Source organism: Hyphomonas sp., from assembly GCF_018402285.1.
Classification (GTDB): domain Bacteria; phylum Pseudomonadota; class Alphaproteobacteria; order Caulobacterales; family Hyphomonadaceae; genus Hyphomonas.
This window is the reverse complement of record NZ_JAGYJH010000003.1, coordinates 1326598-1344448: the sequence shown is the minus strand read 5'-3', so window position 1 is coordinate 1344448 and position 17851 is coordinate 1326598. Positions and strand designations below refer to the sequence as shown.

The following is a 17851-nucleotide window of genomic DNA, read 5'->3' as shown; positions in this document are numbered from 1 at the left end:
GAGCAAGCTCCTTCAATTCAATAGAAGTCGTTTACACCTCGTTTACGCTCAAGGCACGCGCTGAGAATTCTGCCGCGCGGGCTAAGGCCTTCCCAGGCCTTCCCAGGCCTTCTCTGGCCTTCTCTGACCTTCTCTGGCACTCAAGCCCGGAGATTGTCGCGAAGCCCGGCGATGGCGCGTTGCAGCTGGCGCAGCTGCTCAACAGTCAGGCCGGTCGCCTGCAGGATCTGCCCGGGCACGCAGGCCGCCTCCGCCAGCAGCCTGCGCCCCTTCTCTGTCAGCGACACGCGCACCTGCCGCTCATCGGCTTTGTCCCGCGCGCGCGTGATCAGCCCGGCCACCTCCAGCCGCTTCAGCAGAGGCGTCAAGGTGTTGGATTCCAGGAAAAGATGCTCTCCGAGCTCGCTGACGCTCTGCCCTTCGGCTTCCCACAGGGCCACCATCACCAGATATTGCGGATAGGTCAGCCCCAGCGGCTCAAGGATCGGCTTGTAGACCCGGTTGAACGCCAGCCCTGCGGAGTAAACCGCAAAGCAGAGCGACTGATCCAGCACGGCCGGACCCATTGGGGGGGAACCTTCGGGGCGGGTCTCGCGTTTTTTGTTCATCAGGCGAAATATAAATCGCACACGATTTAATCGCAAGACTTGAAGTCTTAACACCGATGCGCAATATGCATCGCACGCGATTTAATCGCGCAGCAATATTTCAGGATGGAACCAGAAGAAAAGGATGTTCCCCATGGCCATCAACGTTCTCTACAAAACCACCGCAACAGCAACCGGCGGCCGCGACGGCCGCGCCAAGACCTCTGACGGCGCGCTCGATGTGTCCCTCGCCATGCCCAAGGAACTTGGCGGCAGCGGCAATGGCAACAACCCCGAACAACTCTTCGCGGCCGGCTACGCCGCCTGCTTCCTCAGCGCGATGAAAGCGGTCTCCTCGCAGGGGCAGCATTTCAAACTGCCCACAGACTCTACGGTCAGCGCCACGGTCGGCATTGGTCCGCGCGAAGACAAGGGCTTCGGTCTCGTCGTGAAACTCGACATCGCCACTCCCGGCGTTGAGCGGGAAGAAGCCGAGAAACTCGTCGCCGAGGCCCACGAAGTCTGCCCCTATTCCCACGCCACAAAGGGCAATATTGACGTGACCCTGAACGTGCTCTGACGCGGGCAAAAATGAAAAGGGCGCTCTGGAACAAATCCGAAGCGCCGTTTCTGGTTGGACGGATGGCGAATCTATGGCCCCGTGAAACGAATATTGCCGGCCTTCAGCCCGTTCAAAACAATTTCCGTGCCGCCCGTCTTCAGCATCCATTCCAGCCGGTGATCCCGGTACTGACGCTTGAAAAGACCGGCCTTTACGGCCTGGTCAACCTGGCTCATGCCGGTGATGGACGCGACCGACTCTTTCTGCGCCAGCCCGACGCTCTCCCGGGCGTTCGCCCGCGCCAGCCAGTTTGCAAGACGCGACCCGGCTGGTGGCTTGACATCAAATCCTGCCGCGCCGTTCAGATACGGCACCACGCTGAGATCGCCCCAGCCGAAATGCGCACCGGTGAACCATTCCAGGTCGCCGAGATAGCCTTCCAGAACGGAAAAGAACGCCTGCGCCTGCTGGCGGGCCCTGGCCTCCATCTCTTCCTTCTTGGCGCCCTCGGCGCGGCGGAAGAAGTTGAGCTCTCCAAGCCCCCAGGTGATCGCCTCGAACTGGGTGTCCATCACGTCTTCGATCATCCGCATACGGGCACGTTCGGCAGGCGCCTTCGGCATCATCGGCGGCTCGGGCCATGTTTCCTCGATGTATTCAAGGATGATCGTACTGTCGAAAACCTCCACGCCGCCATGGATCAGCGCGGGCACCTCGCCGCGCGGATTGGCCTTGGCAAAGCCGCCTGCCGTCGCCCCTGTGCCGATGCCTTCTGGCAGGCGCGTCTCGAATGGAACGCCCTTTTCCCGCAGCGAGATTTTCACCTTCTGCGCATAGGGCGAGAGCGGATGTTCATAAACAATCAGGTCCGTCATCTGCCTGCCCTCAATGCCCGGCCAGACGCCCCAGCGGGCGCCCGTCAACGATCTGATCGAGATATTCGCTCATGCCATAGCCGAGCTTCCCGTCGCAGCGATACTCGGTCATCGCCTCGGTGATGCGCGTTGTCAGTTCCGTCCCATCGGGCGCTGTGCGCCGGTTGCGCAGCGGGATAAGGGAGAGCACCTTGCCGGAAACAGTGTATTCCTTACCGCTTCTTGTACGGACTTTTGCTTCCAGATCAGTCTGGTATTCGTTCTCGTCCCAATTGCTCGAAAGTTCGGCGGCAACGATCTGGTCGTAGATTCCATCGCGGAACACCATGCCGCTATGATGCACGCCGCCTTTTCCATCGCCCATCACATTGAACATCATGCCAAAGTCTGGCCCGAAATTCATCGGGCACCAGCGATACCATTCAATCGCCTGCCAGTGGCGCGGCCCCCAGGATTTGTCGCGCAGGCCATGCCCGTCAATCTCCAGCCGTTCACCGCCGCATTCGATGAAGCCCTTGGCCGCGCAATGCTGCTCATAGTGCGCCTTGGCGAAGGATTTCTCCGGGTCTACTTCAATCGGCGAGCCATCGGCCTTCACCGTCTCCCCGCCATACATCGGCGAGAGGCCAGTATAGGTCATCTCCATCTTGCACGGCAGGCGCGGATTGTTCCGGAACGCCACTTTCGGGTCGGCCATCTGACCGGGCTCCTTCAGCACCAGCAGTTCGCCGGAATAGGTGATCTTCAACGTCTTGAATGGCTCCACCACATCAATGCGCAGGCCGCCTGCGTTCATCTGTGAATTGTCACTGATCTCTGGCCGCGCAAACATGAAACCAACCCGGCCATCGGGGAAGTATACGCACATCGACATTTCGGCGTAGCGTTGGTTCGGCCGGTTGCCCAATCGGAACCAAGCCCCGGCGCGCTTGCCCGCGTCGAACACGTTGAAATACATGCTTTCATTGTAATTCTCGGCGGTTCCCGGATCGTGGGTGAACTCGTCTTCCGGCGCGAGAATGGTCTTGTAGCCTTCAGCAGCTTCAGCCATGGCAAACTCCCCTGATATTCAGTTATCAGACGAGCCTGCCATGCGTTCTGGCGGATACAAGCCTGTCCTCGCGTCAGAGGCAGGGCCCTGCGGAATGCGCCTTATGCCTGCCGCCGGGTCAGGGCGCCGATGAAGGAATGCCGGTCCCCGGGAAAGGTCTGCCACACATGCGTGACGGGCATGCCGTCAAGCCAGGTGCGCCGCTCCAGCATCAGGCAGGGCGTCCGCTCGGCAATGCCGAGATGCGCGGCGATGCCGGCGTCTGCGGCGACCGCAAAGATACGGTGCTCGGCCTGCGACCAGGGCACATGCCCCAGCAGCCACGTGCCCGGTGGCATGGCGGCAAAATCCGCCGATTCAAGCTCGGGTACGGCTGCCAGGTTCACGAGCCGGTACTCATAGCCGAAGGGTTGCCCATCCGCCTTGTGAACGCCGCGCAGCTCGATGACGCGCCCGCCTTTGCCGGCCAACGCGATTTCCTCCGCGCCCTTCGCCGCGCGCACCGCCCGGTGCAGCAGCCGATAGGCATAGGCATAGCCCTTGCGCTCCAGGTCGAGGCGAATGTCGGGGATATCGAGGATGGTGGAATCGCTCGGTGGATGGGCCACGAACGATCCCGCCCGCTTGCGCCGCACGATCAGGCCCCGACTCGCCAGATCGCTCACCGCCTTATTCACCGTCATGCGGGAACAGGCATAAATTTCCATCAGTTCCCGCTCGATCGGGATCCGGTCATCGGGTTTCAGCGCGCCGGAGAGGATCTGCCGCTCGAGGTCTGAGCGGATGCGTTCGCTGACTGAAACTGTCTCGTTTGTTTCCGGCATCTGTCCTGACGTGTCCTGTTTTGTCCCGATTTTGCCGGGAATGGCATTGTTTTTGTCACGCAAGAAGCAGCTTGAGGGCGGCCTTGTAACGCGCCTCTATTGCCGCGCGGTGAACATGTTGTCCCCCGCATACGACGCGCTCTCCCCGCCGCCAGACGTCTGAGATCGCTTGGCTTTTCCCGCGGAACACCCATGCATCCAGCAGGGCGTCTCCGCCATCCTCGGCTTCAGGCAGCGCGCTGGAGTTGATCGCCACGAAATCTGCGGGGTTGCCCGGCGCCAACCCCACAGGAATGCCCGCTGCCCGGCCGCCGCCAGCCAGGGCGTGCTCAAACAGCGACCGCCCCGTCGAAGCATAGCCCGCCCCGGTCATGGCATTGCGGGAGAGGCCTTTGAGTCTCTGGGAATATTCCAGCATCCGGAGTTCGTCCGCCCCGCTGATCGAGACGTTGGAATCGGTCCCTACCCCGTAGTGTCCCCCATAGGAGAGGAACGTCGCGCCCTCGAAAATCCCGTCGCCCAAATTCGCTTCGGTCACCGGGCACAACCCCGCAACTGCTCCGCTTTTCGCTATCCCGTGGATTTCCCTGTCATTCGTATGCGTCGCATGCACGAGGCACCAGCGCGCGTTCACGTCCGCATTGTGCAGCAGCCACTCCACAGGCCGCGCGCCCGACCAGGCAAGGCAGTCGTCCACTTCCTTCACCTGTTCGGCAATATGGATGTGGACAGGCCACGCGCTGTCCAACGACAGGAGCCCGGTCAATTCCGCAGGCGTCACCGCCCTGAGGCTGTGGGGCGCCATTCCGAGCACAAAATCAGACGGGTTGGCGTCTAGCTGCCCGACGGCGTCCAGCAGTTTTGCAAAACTGTCCAGGTCACTCAGAAAACGCTTCTGCCCTTCCGCCGGCGGCTGCCCGCCAAAGCCGGAATGGGCATAGAACACCGGCAGCAGCGTCAGCCCCAATCCTGTTTCATCTGCAGCACGTATCACCTGCCCGGCCATCTCTGCCGGATCGGCATAACGCGCGCCTGCCGCGTCATTGTGGATGTAGTGAAACTCACAGACGCGCGTGAACCCCGCCTCCAGCATCTCGGCATACGCCATCGCCGTTATCGCGTGGATATCCTCCGGTCCAATCCGGCTGACAAAGCGATAGAGCAAACGCCGCCAAGACCAGAAACTGTCCTGAACATCCCCCCGGACTTCCGTCCGCCCGGACATCGCCCTCTGGAAGGCGTGGGAATGAAGATTGGCCAGGCCCGGCAGGACAGACCTGCCCCGAACAGCCCCGGACGGAGGCACGACACCCACAGACACATCCAAAATCAGGCCATCGGAAACCGTGATCACCACACCGCTCGCCCAGCCCGAGGGCAGCAGCGCATGATCGAACCAGAGGCGCTCCGACTTTCTTCCGGCCACTGGACATCCCTCCGACTCTTCTATTATGTCTATACATATTAGAAGAAATCCGATGCGAAGACAACGGGGACCGGAGGATGCAGCCTATGCGGATCTGGACGAACGCCCGCCTCGCCACAATGGCGCCAGGCCTTCCCGGCCTCGGCATCATTGAGGACGGCGCTGTTGCCGCAGAGGGCGAGCGAATCCTCTATGCCGGGCCTTGCTCCGGTGCACCCTCCTCGGACGGATATGAGGTCATTGATTGCGAAGGCCGCTGGATCCTTCCCGGCTTGATCGATTGCCACACGCATCTCGTCTGGGCGGGCAGCCGCGCTCATGAATTCGAGCTGCGCCTGGCGGGCGCCAGCTATGAGGAGATCGCCCGTGCCGGCGGGGGCATCCGCTCTACAGTCAGCGCTGTCCGCGCGGCGAGCGAAGAGCAACTCATCGCCGAAAGCCTGCCCCGACTGGACGCGCTGATTGCAGAGGGCGTCACCACGATCGAGATAAAGTCCGGCTACGGGCTCAGCGTGGAGCATGAACTCAAACAGCTCCGCGCCGCCCGCGCCCTCGGCAAGGCTCGCCCGGTAGACATTGAAACCACCCTGCTTGCCGCCCACACCCTGCCGCCCGAATACGACGGCCGCGCCGACGCCTATATCGATCTCGTCTGCAACGAGATCATTCCGGCTGCAGCAAGCGCCGGTGTGGCCAGCGCTGTAGACGCTTTCTGCGAAACCATCGGCTTTACGCCAGCGCAAACAGACCGTGTCCTGACTTCAGCCCGCCAGCATAACCTCGCCGTGAAGCTCCACGCCGACCAGCTGTCAAACCTGCAAGGCGGTGCGCTGGCGGCCCGCCACAACGCGCTCTCTGCCGACCATCTTGAATATCTCGACGCCGCCGGTATCGCCGCCATGGTGGATTCCGGCACCGTCGCCGTGATGCTGCCTGGCGCATATTACTTCCTGCGCGATACCCACGCCCCACCCCTGGACGCGCTCCGGAAGGCAGGCGTTTGCCTTGCCATATCAACAGATTGCAATCCCGGCACCTCGCCGCTCACCTCCCTCCTTCTCACCATGAACATGGGCGCCACCCTCTTCCGCATGACCGTTGAGGAATGCCTCCTCGGCGCCACGCGCAATGCCGCCCGCGCTCTTGGGCTGGAAGGCGATACCGGAACGCTGGAAGCTGGAAAGCTCTGCCATCTGAGCATCTGGGACATCGAACGCCCGGCAGAACTCGTCAACAATATGGGCCTCAACAGGCTCCACGCCCGCATCTGGAGAGGCCAATGAATCCCATCAGCCTCACCCCCGGCGCAGTGACGCTCAGCCATTGGCGCGCGGTCTGGCAGGGCGCCACGCCCCGGCTCGACCCGGCCTGTCACGAGGCCATCAGCCAGAGCGCGCAGGCAGTTGCCCGTATCCTCTCCAAAGGCAGGCCGGTCTATGGCATCAATACTGGCTTCGGAAAGCTCGCCACAGTCCGCATTCCCGATGACCAGCTTGAAGCGCTCCAGCGGAACATCGTTCTCTCCCACGCGGCCGGTGTCGGCGACACGTCGCCCGCCGGGATCGTCCGCCTGATGATGGCCCTCAAGATGACCAATCTGGGCCGGGGCGCCTCCGGCGTTCGTCCGGAAGTCATCGCCCTTATGGAAGCCATGCTGGCGGCTGATCTTCTGCCGCTGGTGCCCGCGCAGGGGTCTGTCGGTGCATCCGGCGACCTTGCCCCGCTCTCCCACATAGCCTGCGCCATGATCGGCGTTGGCGAGGTGTTCCTCAAGGGCGAACGCATAGGCGCAGAAGCCGGCTTTGCCAACGCAGGCCTCACGCCCCTGCCCGCCCTCGCAGCCAAGGAAGGACTTGCCCTCCTCAACGGCACGCAGTTCTCGACGGCCTGCGCGCTCGCCGGCCTCTTCGAGGCAGAGCGCATCCTGCAAAGCTCGCTGGTGACCGGCGCCCTCTCCACCGAAGCGGCCAGGGGCTCCGACGCCCCGTTTGACGACCGCATTCATCAGCTGCGCGGCCATAAAGGCCAGATCGATTGCGCGCGCGTCCTGCGCGATCTCATGGCAGGCTCGTCCATCCGCGCTTCGCATCTGGAAAACGACACGCGCGTCCAGGACCCCTATTGCATCCGCTGCCAGCCCCAGGTCTCCGGCGCGGTGCTCACTCTGCTGCGCCAGGCCGCAGAGACGCTCCTCACCGAAGCCAATGGAGTCTCTGACAATCCCCTGATCTTTCCGGAGACGGACGAAGCGCTTTCCGGCGGTAATTTCCATGCAGAGCCGGTCGCTTTCGCCGCCGACATGATCGCCATGGCGCTTTGCGAGATCGGCTCCATCGCCGAACGCCGCGTCGCGATGCTGGTCGACCCGGCCCTTTCCGGCGTTCCGGCGTTCCTGACGCCCCAGCCGGGGCTCAACTCCGGATTCATGATCCCGCAGGTCACCGCGGCTGCGCTCGTCTCCGAGAACAAGCAGATGGCCTATCCCGCGAGCGTCGATTCCATCCCTACTTCGGCCAATCAGGAGGACCATGTATCCATGGCCGCCCATGGCGCGCGCCGCCTGCTGAAGATGGCGAAAAATGTCGATTATGTGCTCGGCATCGAACTCCTCGCCGCCGCGCAGGCGTGTGATTTCCATACGCCTCTGAAATCCAGCGGCGCGCTCGAAGCTGTCCGCGCCCGGTTGCGCCGCGATGTGCCACCGCTTGAGAATGACCGCCTGATGCACCCGGATATCGAAGCGGCCACTTGCCTTATCCGCATCGGCGACGTGCTCCGCGCAGCTGGATTGCCGCTGCCCTCGGTGGAGCCGGGTTCATGAACGGCTGGCTTACCATCAGGCAGGGCGCCCGGCCCCTCATCGTCTCTTTCCCGCACACAGGCACGACCTTGCCGGAGGATATTGCCAGGCATTTCGTATCGCCAGAGCGCGCCCGGCGCGACACCGACTGGTGGGTGGACCAGCTCTACGCTTTTGCTGAAGAGATGGGCGCGACCCTTGTCCACACAGCGATCTCGCGCTCGGTAATCGACGTAAACCGGGACCCCGGCGGGGCCTCGCTCTATCCCGGCCAGAACACGACGGCCCTCTGCCCCCTGACGACCTTTGATGGGGAACCGCTCCACAAGGCGGGGCATGAGCCAGGCGACACTGAAATTGCCCGGCGGCGCGCGGCGTTTCACCTGCCTTATCACCAAGCACTCGCGGATCAGATCACCCGGCTGCGCGCAGCTCATGGCAGGGTCGTGCTGTATGACGCCCATTCTATACGCTCGGAAATTCCAGACCTCTTCGATGGCCTGCTGCCGGTGTTCAATGTTGGCACCAACTATCAAACCACATGTGACCCGCACCTTGCAAAGCAGGTTGAGGCGCTCTGCGCCGCCTCGGGACATCCGGCCGTGCTCGATGGACGCTTCCGGGGTGGCTGGACCATACGCCACCACGGCAATCCGGCGCAGCAGGTGCACGCCGTCCAGATGGAGCTTTCGTGCCGAGGGTATCTGCGCGAGCCGATCGGCAGTGTGAGTGACACTGACTGGCCGGTTCCCTATGACCCGGACTACGCCGCCCCCATGATCCGAACCCTGAGAGAGGTGCTCGGCGCCTGTCTTGCCTTTGCCGAAGCCGCCTGAGGAGAAAGCCATGCCCTATCCCGCCAACATCCGCGAAGTCCGCGCGCCGAGAGGCACGCAGCTGAATGCGCAGAGCTGGATGACGGAAGCGCCGCTCCGGATGCTGATGAACAATCTTGACCCGGACGTTGCCGAACGCCCCGAAGACCTTGTCGTCTATGGCGGCATTGGCCGCGCCGCACGCAATTGGGACGCCTATGAGGCCATTATAGCCACCCTGAAACGGTTGAAGGATGATGAGACGCTGCTCATCCAATCCGGCAAGCCGGTCGGCGTTTTCCGGACCCATGCCGATGCGCCCCGCGTCCTGTTGGCAAACTCGAACCTGGTTCCAAAATGGGCCAATTGGGGTCATTTCAACGAACTCGATCGCAAGGGCCTGATGATGTACGGCCAGATGACCGCCGGCAGCTGGATCTACATCGGCGCTCAGGGCATCGTTCAGGGCACGTATGAAACCTTTGTGGAGATGGGCCGCCAGCATCACGGCGGAAACCTGAAGGGGAAATGGCTGCTCACTGCTGGTCTCGGCGGCATGGGCGGCGCGCAGCCCCTTGCCTCTGTCTTCGCCGGCGCGTCCTGCCTCGCCATCGAGTGCCAGCTTTCCAGCATCGAAATGCGGATGCGCACAGGCTATCTCGATGCGTGGACGGATGACCTTGAAAAGGCGCTCGTGATGATTGACGAGAGCTGTCAGTCCGGCACGCCAAAATCCATCGGCCTGCTCGGCAATGCCTGCGAAATTCTTCCGAAGATTCTGGCCCTTGGCCGGCTTCCGGACCTCCTGACTGACCAGACCTCCGCCCATGATCCCATAAACGGGTACCTTCCCAGAGGCTGGGGCGTGGAGGAATGGAAAGCCCGCCGTATCAGCGATTCAAATTTGGTGGAGAAAGCCGCCCGCGCCTCCATGGCCGAGCATGTGCGTGCCATGCTGGAATTCCAGAGGCGCGGCGTTCCGACCGTCGACTATGGCAACAACATCCGCCAGGTGGCACTGGATGAAGGCGTTGCCGATGCGTTCGACTTTCCCGGCTTCGTGCCCGCCTATATCCGTCCGCTCTTCTGCCGCGGCATTGGTCCCTTTCGCTGGGCCGCGCTCTCGGGCGATCCGGAAGATATCTACAGGACAGATCAGAAGGTGAAGGAACTTATCCCGGACAATCCCCACCTTCACCGCTGGCTTGACATGGCCCGTGAGCGGATCAAGTTTCAGGGCCTACCCGCGCGCATCTGCTGGGTCGGCCTCGGAGACCGCCACCGCCTCGGTCTCGCCTTCAACGAGATGGTAGCGTCAGGCGAACTCAAAGCCCCTGTCGTCATCGGGCGTGACCATCTCGATTCCGGCTCTGTCGCATCGCCCAATCGCGAGACCGAAGCCATGCGCGACGGCTCTGATGCCGTTTCAGACTGGCCACTCCTGAACGCGCTGCTCAACTGCGCGTCCGGCGCCACATGGGTGTCGCTGCATCATGGCGGCGGTGTCGGCATGGGATATTCCCAACATGCCGGCATGGTCATCTGCTGCGACGGAACAGAGGCCGCCGCCCGCCGCATCGAGCGCGTGCTCTGGAATGACCCGGCCAGCGGGGTCATGCGCCATGCGGATGCCGGTTACGACATCGCCATCGACTGCGCATATGAGCAGGGGCTGGATCTGCCGAGCCTCGCCGGCTGAGGCAGTGGCCGGCTTCAGTCGGGGTTGCCGGCATAAACCAGAGGCGCAGTCTCGAAGCCAAGCTCTTCAGCCTTCTTCAGGATACGGTCAAGCGTGGCCTGCGGCGGCGACCGATCCCGCGCCAGTATCCAGAGATATTGACCTTTCGGCTCTCCAACCAGCACTGCCGAATAGTCCGGCTCCAGATGAAGAATCCAATAGTCTCCCTCTGCGAAGGGGACCCAGGAAGGGGCAAACTTCACCTTCAGCCTGGCGCCATTTGATCCCTCGACGACCCGGGCAGCGCCCTCGGCGACATCGACGTCACCGTCCTCCTTGGTGCAGGAATTGGTGACCGAAATTTTCCCGTCCGGAAGCTTTGTATACTCCGCAACCGCCGTCAGACAGCCACGTTCAAACCAGTTGGGATAGCGTGCAATCTCATGCCATTTGCCGGCATAACGATCGAGATCTACAGACGCGACGACCGGCAACTCTGCGGTCGTCTCGCGATAGTCTGGCTGGGACATACAGGCCGAAAGCAGCAGGGCTGACAGCGGCAGCAGGCCATGTTTGATATTCATGAGCGTTTTGACTTCCCTGGAGAGAGGCAGTTATCGGAACGTATAACTGATAAAGACGCCAAAGGTTGCCTGATCCTCGTCCCCGCGCAGCTGAACGAGCGGCGCGTCCGCCGCGTCGCCCGAAAGCCTGTCATAGCCGGCCAGGAAAACCGCGCTCCAGGCGCCGTCCCGGGAGAGCGGCAGGATTGCCCCAGCCCCCACGCCATAGGAATACAGCCCGCCGCCAGCCCGATACTGCGGCAAGCCAGAAGCAATCGCCTGTGCAGGCGTCACGCCGAAATAGGCAGAGGAATATTTATCATCTGTGATGCGAACACGCGGCCCCGCCGACCAGATCAAAGGCGGCCCGAACGCGGTCGATACCCCGCTCCAGCGCGCGTCAAGGTCCGCCACAAGCCCATCATGGCCCGACACTGCCTGACGCACTTCTGCGCCGATCTTGATGCCGCCGATCTCGTATTCGGCAAACCCGCCCAACTCGATGCTGGTATCAACATCCCCGAGCCCACGCAGGTCGCCGGTCTGACCGCCAGACACCGCAAAGGTCTGGTCGCCATCTTCCTGACGGGAAAACCGCACGCGCGCAATCGGCCCCGCCTGCAGGTTTTCGCGGTTGACGATGTTGTATCCGACCCCTTCCTGCACTGAGGCAAAAAAACGGTCGCCATATTTCAACTGCACATTCGGGAGGATGCTGAGACTGTAGTCGTCATCGCCCTCATAAGTCGGCGAATGGAGCGCTCCGGCGCCAACGGTCACCGACCAGCCATCCGTCTGCGGGCGCTCCTGCGCCGCTGCCGCGCCAGATGCCAGGACCGCTGCTGCGCCAAGGAAAAATATTCGAACCAATCAAGCCTCCTGATTTGCCAGTTGTACGAGATGGTGACGCGACTGGATCAGGGCCTTGCACACTTAGTAGGTGTGGCGCCGCGTTGTCTTGCAGCAAAATTCCACGAGTTGACAGCGCGCGGGCCGCGAACGACCCTGACCGCCAATGTATTGGAGAGTCGCAGTCATGGTCGGAGCCACACAGAAATTTTCCCGGACCGGCGCGGCAGCGCTGACGCTTGCCCTGGCCATCCTGCCTGCCTGCGCCAGGGACGCAGAAGAAGCCGCTCCGCCTGCAGCTGCAACGGAAATGCCCGGGCAGGCGATCGCCCAGACTCTCTGCGCCGGATGTCATGCCATCGGCCTTGAGGGCGAAAGCCCCCATGCGGACGCCCCGCCCTTCCGGACCCTGTCGGAGAATTACCCTGTGCGCCTGCTGGAAGAGGCTCTGGCAGAGGGCATCGCGGTTGGCCATGAGGACATGCCGGAATTTCAGCTGGAAGCTGACGAGGTCGAGCAGCTGATCCTGTATCTGGAATCGATCCAGGCCAAATAGGCAGCGGCGCCGGCCTCAGCGACTGGGGCTTATGACAGCGCCGGGATAGTCCCCGGGATCAACCGGTTTGCCCGCGGCAAAGGTCGCCACCATGCGGAAATAATCCGGGGCAATGTGCATGAACCGGCGCGTTCCGTCGGGAAAGAGATCAAAGCCGCGCATGCCGTGATCATAGCCTAGATATTCTGCAAGGGTGATGTCCCTGCCCTCATATTGGAGGGTTTTCAGGCGGGATCGTGTGTAGGCAGGCGGGGCGTCCCGGTCGGCTCCGGCCAGCACCCAGAGCACCGGCGCCTCCAGCCTTCGCAGGACTGGCTCGCCCTCATGGCGCCAGCTGGTGCCGTGGCTGCGCAACGGCCCGGCAACCCGCAGGACAGCATCTGAGTGCTGAAGGATGTCGCCTGTGAACTCGCCTTTGATCCGTTTGTACCAGGGCTCCTCCCGGTAGATGTTTTTCAGGGCTTCCAGCTCCACATAGCCTGACTTGAAGTTCGAGGTCATCACCACGCCAGCCGCGTCAGCCAAGAGGCCGGCGGCCATCTGCGCCTCCGGGCCAAAACCGGCTTCGACAACATCCTGGATCGACTGGGCGCGATTTTCCGCAAGCGGACTTTCGACGAGGCCGTAGGAGACGATAATGAAGTCAGGCTTAAGGGAGACGGCGGCCATCGGGGCAACCCAGCCCCCCTGGCTGGCGCCGTGGAGGCCAAACCGGCCAAGACGTGTTCCGGCGAGACGGCGGGCTTCTGCTGCGGCCGCGGCAGCGTCGGTCGCAAGAATGCCAAAGTCCTGCGTGTAGTCGCCTTTGGAAGCGCCGGTGCCGCGTTTGTCGTAGACAAACACGCCGACACCCTGAAGGGGCAGGATGTGCTGAAAAGGATCGTAGTCCAGCGCCGAATACCGGCCCGAACCATGCACCTGGACAACGACCGGAACAGGACCAGCGCGCGCCGGCAGGATCAGCCGGCCAGACAGCTTTGTGCCCCTGGCGCCCTTGAAGACAGTATCCTGACGGATAACCGGGACGGGGTCTGCGGCGGCGCCTTCAAATGTGGTGAGCCCGGTTTCGCAGGTGAATTCGATCTGGCGCATCTCGGGCTGGGTGGTCCAGCCCGAATAGGCCTGCCACTGGTCATTCTCGAGAACCAAGCGGCCTGTCTGCCCGTCGAGCGTCCGCCAGCGCAGGCCCTCTTCAGCCGCAGTAACGGCAAGGCCACCGCCCTCTTCAAGCCGCCAGCTGCCCCCACAGGCCGGGTCGCCGGCCACGGGCCCGGGCGTCAGCATCGGTATGGCGGGAAGGGCTGGCATCTCAGGCAAGCCCGGCATACGGTCGGCGCAGGAAGCCAACAGGCCGGTTGCGAGCGCCAGGAGAAGTTTTCCGAACTGTTTCATGCCCCTAATCCTCGCCGATTCCATCGCCCTGCCCAGCAGCAATGACGCCGGCTCACCGGAAAGACAATGATCTGCGCCAACGCCAACAAAGCGCTTGATTGCCTTAGCGTTACATCCGGCTCAAATGCAGATTGCGGTAAGTGAGGGCGGACAACGCTCCATACAGAATCCGCGTCAGGGAGGACATATCCGGCGTCTCAAGCGCCGGTCAGAGGCCATGGAAGGCGATTCTCAGCCCTTTGCCGCCGAAACTGCGCCAACCGCGCGCCAGCGCGAAACCGCGTTCGTAAAGTCTCCGCGCGGGCGGATGATCCTTGCGTCTGCAGCGGCGTTGGTCCTGATCGTCTTCGGGGCCCGGTTCCTGATCGACCGCGCGGCCTATGTCTCAACCTCCGACGCCCGCATTGCCGCGGAAATGATTGCTGTGTCGACCGACATTTCCGGGCGCATCACAAGCGTTCAGGCCAGGGAGGGTGACCGGGTCTCGGCCGGGGATATCCTCTACACGATCGATGACCGGGAAGCGGTTTTTGCGCTGGCCGAACTGGAAGCGCAGGCGACCCGGCTTCGCGCGGAAATGGCGCGCGAGGAAACACGGGCGGGCCTTGCAACCTCCAAGGCCGGCAGCCAGGTCGCCGCACGGCGGGCGGGCACGCTGTCGGCGTCGGCAAATGTCGAGGCCGCTCGCTCCGATCTTGAAACCGCCCAGCGCGACTATGACCGGACCAGGGACCTGTTCCAGCGCGGGCTTATGCCCCAATCCAATCTCGATCAGGCGAAGAATGTACTCGATACACGCGCTCAGGCGCTGCGCCGGGCGCAGGCCGAGCGGGAAACCGCCGCTGCCGACCAGCGAACGGCGAGCATCGCTGGCCAGGAAGTCCGCCTGATCGATTATGAACTGACTGTCCTGCAGGCCACGCTTGCCCAGGCTGAAGCCAGGGTCGAGGCGCAAAAGGTGGTCGTTGAAAAGCACACCATCCGCAGCCCGATTGACGGCGTGGTGGATGAACTCTTCTTCGATACGGGCGAGCATTCTCTGCGCGGGTACCGCATGGCCCTCCTGCATGACCCCGGCGCGGTCTGGGTGTCGGCCAATATCAAGGAAACCGATATCCGCCATGTGCGCCCGTCGGCCGGCGCCGTAGTGCGCGCCGACAGTGATCCGTCCCAGGCAATCGGCGGCCGGGTCGTGCGGATACATGACGCCACGCTCGGCGAAGCGGCCATGATGCCCAATCCGAACGCCAACGGCGTGTTCACCAAGATCACCCAGCGGATCGGCGTGCGCATCGAGCTGGAGCCGACAGATGTCGAGCTGCGGCCGGGCACGATGGTGCGCGTGCGAATCCGGAAAGGCGATGGGGCAGCGGGGGCTGGCGGAGCGCCGGCGTGACTTTCTCGCCGGGCCTCTCGCCAGGCAGCGGCGCTGCCCCGGACAGACGGGAGTTACCCGCCGACATTCCGGCGATTGCCGGACCCTCCGTGCAGGCCCAGTTCGAGCGTTTCGGCAGCATCTATCGCTGGATCCTGCTGTTCACAATGCTGACCGGATCGATGGCGACGATGCTGGCGGCAACGACGATCAATGTCGCCCTGCCCGCCATCATCGGCGCATTCGGCCTGGGGCAGGATCAGGCTCAGTGGATGTCCACGGCTTTTCTCGCTTCCTCCACCATCGCCATGCTGGCCAATGCCTGGGCCATGGCAACCTTCGGGCCACGGGCAACCTATACGTTCGGGATGGTGGTGTTCGTCATCGGCTCCCTGCTGGGCGCGGTCAGCAGCACACTGGAGCTGCTGGTCCTCTCGCGCGGCATGCAGGGGATTGCCGCCGGGCTGCTCCAGCCGATGTCGATGTTCCTGATATTCCAGACCTTTCCGGACAACAGGCGCGGCATGGCGATGGGCGTGTTCTCCATAGGCGTCGTGCTGGCGCCCGCCTTTGGGCCAGCGCTGGGTGGGATCGCTGTGGACCTTGCCAGCTGGCGGCTGGTGTTTGTGGCGACGCTGCCGCTGGCGCTGGTGGCGCTCGGGATCGGGCCATTCCTGATGCCCAAGGGGGACCGTAATCCCAACATGCCGCGCCCGCCGCTGGACTGGCTGGGGCTGACCCTCCTGGCGGTTGCCGTGATCGGCCTGTTGGCGGCCATTGCCGGCGGGAACCGGGACGGATGGGATTCTGATCAGACATATTTGCGCTTTGGCGTCGCCATTCTGGCCGCCATCGCCTTCTTCTTCTGGGAATTGCGCCATCCCTTTCCGGCGCTGAACCCCAAGGTTTTCGCCTACCGCCAGTTCTGGTCGGCGGGTCTCATCATCTCGGCGACGGGGATTGCGATCTACGCTTCAACCTATCTCATTCCGCTGTTCGTGCAGCTGGTGCAGGGCTATTCGCCGACCGCGGCAGGCGTGATGATGATCCCTGCGGGCATTGCCATGATGATCGGCTTTCCGATTGCGGGGCGTCTTACCGACCAGGTCGATCCGCGCTGGTTGCTGGGCTTTGGCATCTTCACCTTTGCCGCCTCGGCCTTTCTGTTGTCGCATGTGTCGGTGATGACGCCTTACTGGGTGTTGGTGGGGTGGATCGTGCTGAGCCGGATCGGCATCAGTTTCTGCATGCCCCCATCCAATACCACGGCCGTTCGGGCCGTTCCGCCCCACCTGCTGGCATCGGCGACCGGGGGCGTGTCCTTCCTGATGCAGGTGGGCGGGGCGTTCGGGGTGAACATCCTGGCAATCCTGCTGCAGCGGCGGACGATCTTTCACGGAGCGCATCTTTCCACCGAGATGAACGAGACCAATGCCGAGATGCTCTATGCGCATGCGCTGCACACGCAGCTGCTGGAGGCGGGCGGCATGACGCAGGTTCAGGCGTTCCAGTCGGCGTTTGGGGTGATCAATCAGCAGGTCGCGCAGGAGGCGCTCGTCTATGCATTCCGGGACTGTTTCTTTGCGATTTTTGTCTGGTTTGTCCTCGTGCTTGGCGCGCTTGCCTTGATGCCGAAGCCAAAGCTGATACAGCCGCCGCGCTAGGCATTTTCACAGGCAGGCGGGCCCCTTGGCAGCAGCTGACATCCTTTCGCGCAACCGGGCGTTCATTGCGGCCAGGACCCGGCTTGCCCCGGTCGAGGGGCTGGTGCTGATGCACCAGGATGTGCCGCAGCTGCTGCACATCTGGCAGGCCGACGAGATCACGCCGATCTGGGCGGCGACCGAGGAAGACCTCGACCGGGAGGGCATCGAGCCGCCCTTCTGGGCCTTTCCCTGGGCGGGGGGACAGGCGGTGGCGCGGCTGATCCTGGAGCGGCCGGAGATCGTGCGGGGCAAGCGCGTGCTGGACATCGCCTGCGGCAGTGGAATGGTCGGAATTGCGGCGGCGGCAGCAGGAGCAAGTGCGGTGTCCGTCAATGACATCGACCCGATTTGCGAGGCGGCTGCGGGGCTGAACGGGGAGGCAAATGGTGTTTGCCTTCAATGGATTGGCGGGAACCTGCTTGATCGTCCGCCTGCGGATTTCGATGTCATCCTGGCGGGGGATATCTTCTATGAGAGGACCATGGCGCAGCGCTTCCTCACTTGGCTGAGGCAAGCGGCCGCCGGCGGCGCGGCGGCCTATGCCGGCGATCCGGGGCGGGCCTATGCGCCCCAGGGAAAGGCCGGGCTGTTGGCGGAGTATGACATCGCCACCAGTCTGGAACTGGAAAGCGTTTCGCAGCGCCATGCCCGCGTCTGGCAGATCGGCACGTGACACGTTTCCGGACGACCTGATTTTGGTTTTTCAGGTTCGGGTATTTTACCCTGACGGGGGACCGGGAGGAGGGCGCGCGGGGGGCTGTGCTGGATAGGCAGGGCGGGATGTCGCGCAGC

At 63.0% G+C, this 17851-nt stretch carries 17 protein-coding genes; 9 read left to right on the top strand and 8 right to left on the bottom strand.

Annotated elements, in window-relative coordinates:
* Window positions 1–140: 140 nt before the first annotated feature.
* Window positions 141–566, bottom strand: a complete 426-nt coding sequence (locus tag KG722_RS09145; RefSeq protein WP_300998335.1) for a MarR family transcriptional regulator — start codon at window positions 564–566, stop codon at window positions 141–143.
* Window positions 567–741: 175 nt separating this feature from the next.
* Between KG722_RS09145 and KG722_RS09140 the strand changes: the two genes are divergently transcribed.
* Window positions 742–1167, top strand: coding sequence for an organic hydroperoxide resistance protein (locus tag KG722_RS09140; protein WP_213271417.1), 426 nt, complete (start codon window positions 742–744; stop codon window positions 1165–1167).
* A 71-nt stretch (window positions 1168–1238) separates the two neighbouring features.
* Here the strand turns inward: KG722_RS09140 and KG722_RS09135 are convergent, their stop codons facing one another.
* From KG722_RS09135 to KG722_RS09120, 4 genes are all read right to left on the bottom strand, one after another.
* On the bottom strand, window positions 1239–2024 hold the full coding sequence (locus tag KG722_RS09135) for a glutathione S-transferase family protein (RefSeq protein ID WP_213271416.1): 786 nt from the start codon (window positions 2022–2024) through the stop codon (window positions 1239–1241).
* A gap of 10 nt (window positions 2025–2034) precedes the next feature.
* On the bottom strand, window positions 2035–3075 hold the full coding sequence (locus KG722_RS09130; protein ID WP_213271415.1) for a hypothetical protein: 1041 nt from the start codon (window positions 3073–3075) through the stop codon (window positions 2035–2037).
* Window positions 3076–3176: 101 nt separating this feature from the next.
* Complete coding sequence (locus tag KG722_RS09125) at window positions 3177–3899, bottom strand: UTRA domain-containing protein (RefSeq protein ID WP_213271414.1); 723 nt, start codon at window positions 3897–3899, stop codon at window positions 3177–3179.
* A gap of 55 nt (window positions 3900–3954) precedes the next feature.
* A complete protein-coding gene (locus KG722_RS09120) occupies window positions 3955–5325 on the bottom strand; it encodes a formimidoylglutamate deiminase (RefSeq protein WP_213271413.1) in 1371 nt (456 codons plus the stop codon).
* A 77-nt stretch (window positions 5326–5402) separates the two neighbouring features.
* On the opposite strand from KG722_RS09120, the gene hutI reads away from it, so the two are divergent.
* From hutI to hutU, 4 genes are read left to right on the top strand one after another with little or no spacing between them, the layout of a single operon-like run.
* Window positions 5403–6608, top strand: coding sequence for an imidazolonepropionase (gene hutI, locus KG722_RS09115; RefSeq protein WP_213271412.1), 1206 nt, complete (start codon window positions 5403–5405; stop codon window positions 6606–6608).
* Window positions 6605–8146: a histidine ammonia-lyase gene (hutH, locus tag KG722_RS09110; RefSeq protein ID WP_213271411.1), complete on the top strand. Its 1542-nt coding sequence runs from the start codon at window positions 6605–6607 to the stop codon at window positions 8144–8146. Before hutI ends, hutH begins: the two co-directional genes overlap by 4 nt.
* Window positions 8143–8961 carry an N-formylglutamate deformylase gene (hutG, locus tag KG722_RS09105; RefSeq protein ID WP_213271410.1) on the top strand — a complete coding sequence of 273 codons (819 nt, stop codon included), beginning with the start codon at window positions 8143–8145 and terminating at the stop codon, window positions 8959–8961. The genes hutH and hutG overlap by 4 nt, the downstream gene beginning before the upstream one ends.
* 10 nt (window positions 8962–8971) lie before the next feature.
* A complete protein-coding gene (gene hutU, locus KG722_RS09100; RefSeq protein WP_213271409.1) occupies window positions 8972–10639 on the top strand; it encodes a urocanate hydratase in 1668 nt (555 codons plus the stop codon).
* Window positions 10640–10653: 14 nt separating this feature from the next.
* Here hutU and KG722_RS09095 read toward each other — a convergent pair whose 3' ends face one another.
* Both KG722_RS09095 and KG722_RS09090 read right to left on the bottom strand, forming a co-directional pair.
* Window positions 10654–11202, bottom strand: coding sequence for a lipocalin family protein (locus KG722_RS09095; protein ID WP_213271408.1), 549 nt, complete (start codon window positions 11200–11202; stop codon window positions 10654–10656).
* Window positions 11203–11232: 30 nt separating this feature from the next.
* The gene (locus KG722_RS09090) at window positions 11233–12051 is read right to left on the bottom strand and encodes a MipA/OmpV family protein (RefSeq protein ID WP_213271407.1); all 819 of its coding nucleotides are present in this window, start codon (window positions 12049–12051) and stop codon (window positions 11233–11235) included.
* Between the two features lie 166 nt (window positions 12052–12217).
* On the opposite strand from KG722_RS09090, the gene KG722_RS09085 reads away from it, so the two are divergent.
* Window positions 12218–12586 carry a cytochrome c gene (locus tag KG722_RS09085; RefSeq protein WP_213271406.1) on the top strand — a complete coding sequence of 123 codons (369 nt, stop codon included), beginning with the start codon at window positions 12218–12220 and terminating at the stop codon, window positions 12584–12586.
* Between the two features lie 15 nt (window positions 12587–12601).
* On the opposite strand, the gene KG722_RS09080 is transcribed toward KG722_RS09085, so the two are convergent.
* A complete protein-coding gene (locus tag KG722_RS09080; RefSeq protein ID WP_213271405.1) occupies window positions 12602–13978 on the bottom strand; it encodes an alpha/beta hydrolase in 1377 nt (458 codons plus the stop codon).
* Between the two features lie 217 nt (window positions 13979–14195).
* Between KG722_RS09080 and KG722_RS09075 the strand changes: the two genes are divergently transcribed.
* Genes KG722_RS09075 through KG722_RS09065 form a run of 3 tightly spaced genes read left to right on the top strand, consistent with a single transcriptional unit; the run spans window position 14196 to window position 17732 of the window.
* Complete coding sequence (locus KG722_RS09075) at window positions 14196–15374, top strand: HlyD family secretion protein (RefSeq protein WP_213271404.1); 1179 nt, start codon at window positions 14196–14198, stop codon at window positions 15372–15374.
* Window positions 15371–17017 (top strand): DHA2 family efflux MFS transporter permease subunit, encoded by a 1647-nt coding sequence (locus KG722_RS09070; RefSeq protein WP_366910211.1) that lies wholly within the window; start codon window positions 15371–15373, stop codon window positions 17015–17017. Before KG722_RS09075 ends, KG722_RS09070 begins: the two co-directional genes overlap by 4 nt.
* Before the next feature lie 25 nt (window positions 17018–17042).
* On the top strand, window positions 17043–17732 hold the full coding sequence (locus KG722_RS09065; RefSeq protein ID WP_213271403.1) for a 50S ribosomal protein L11 methyltransferase: 690 nt from the start codon (window positions 17043–17045) through the stop codon (window positions 17730–17732).
* The last annotated feature ends 119 nt before the right edge of the window (window positions 17733–17851 follow it).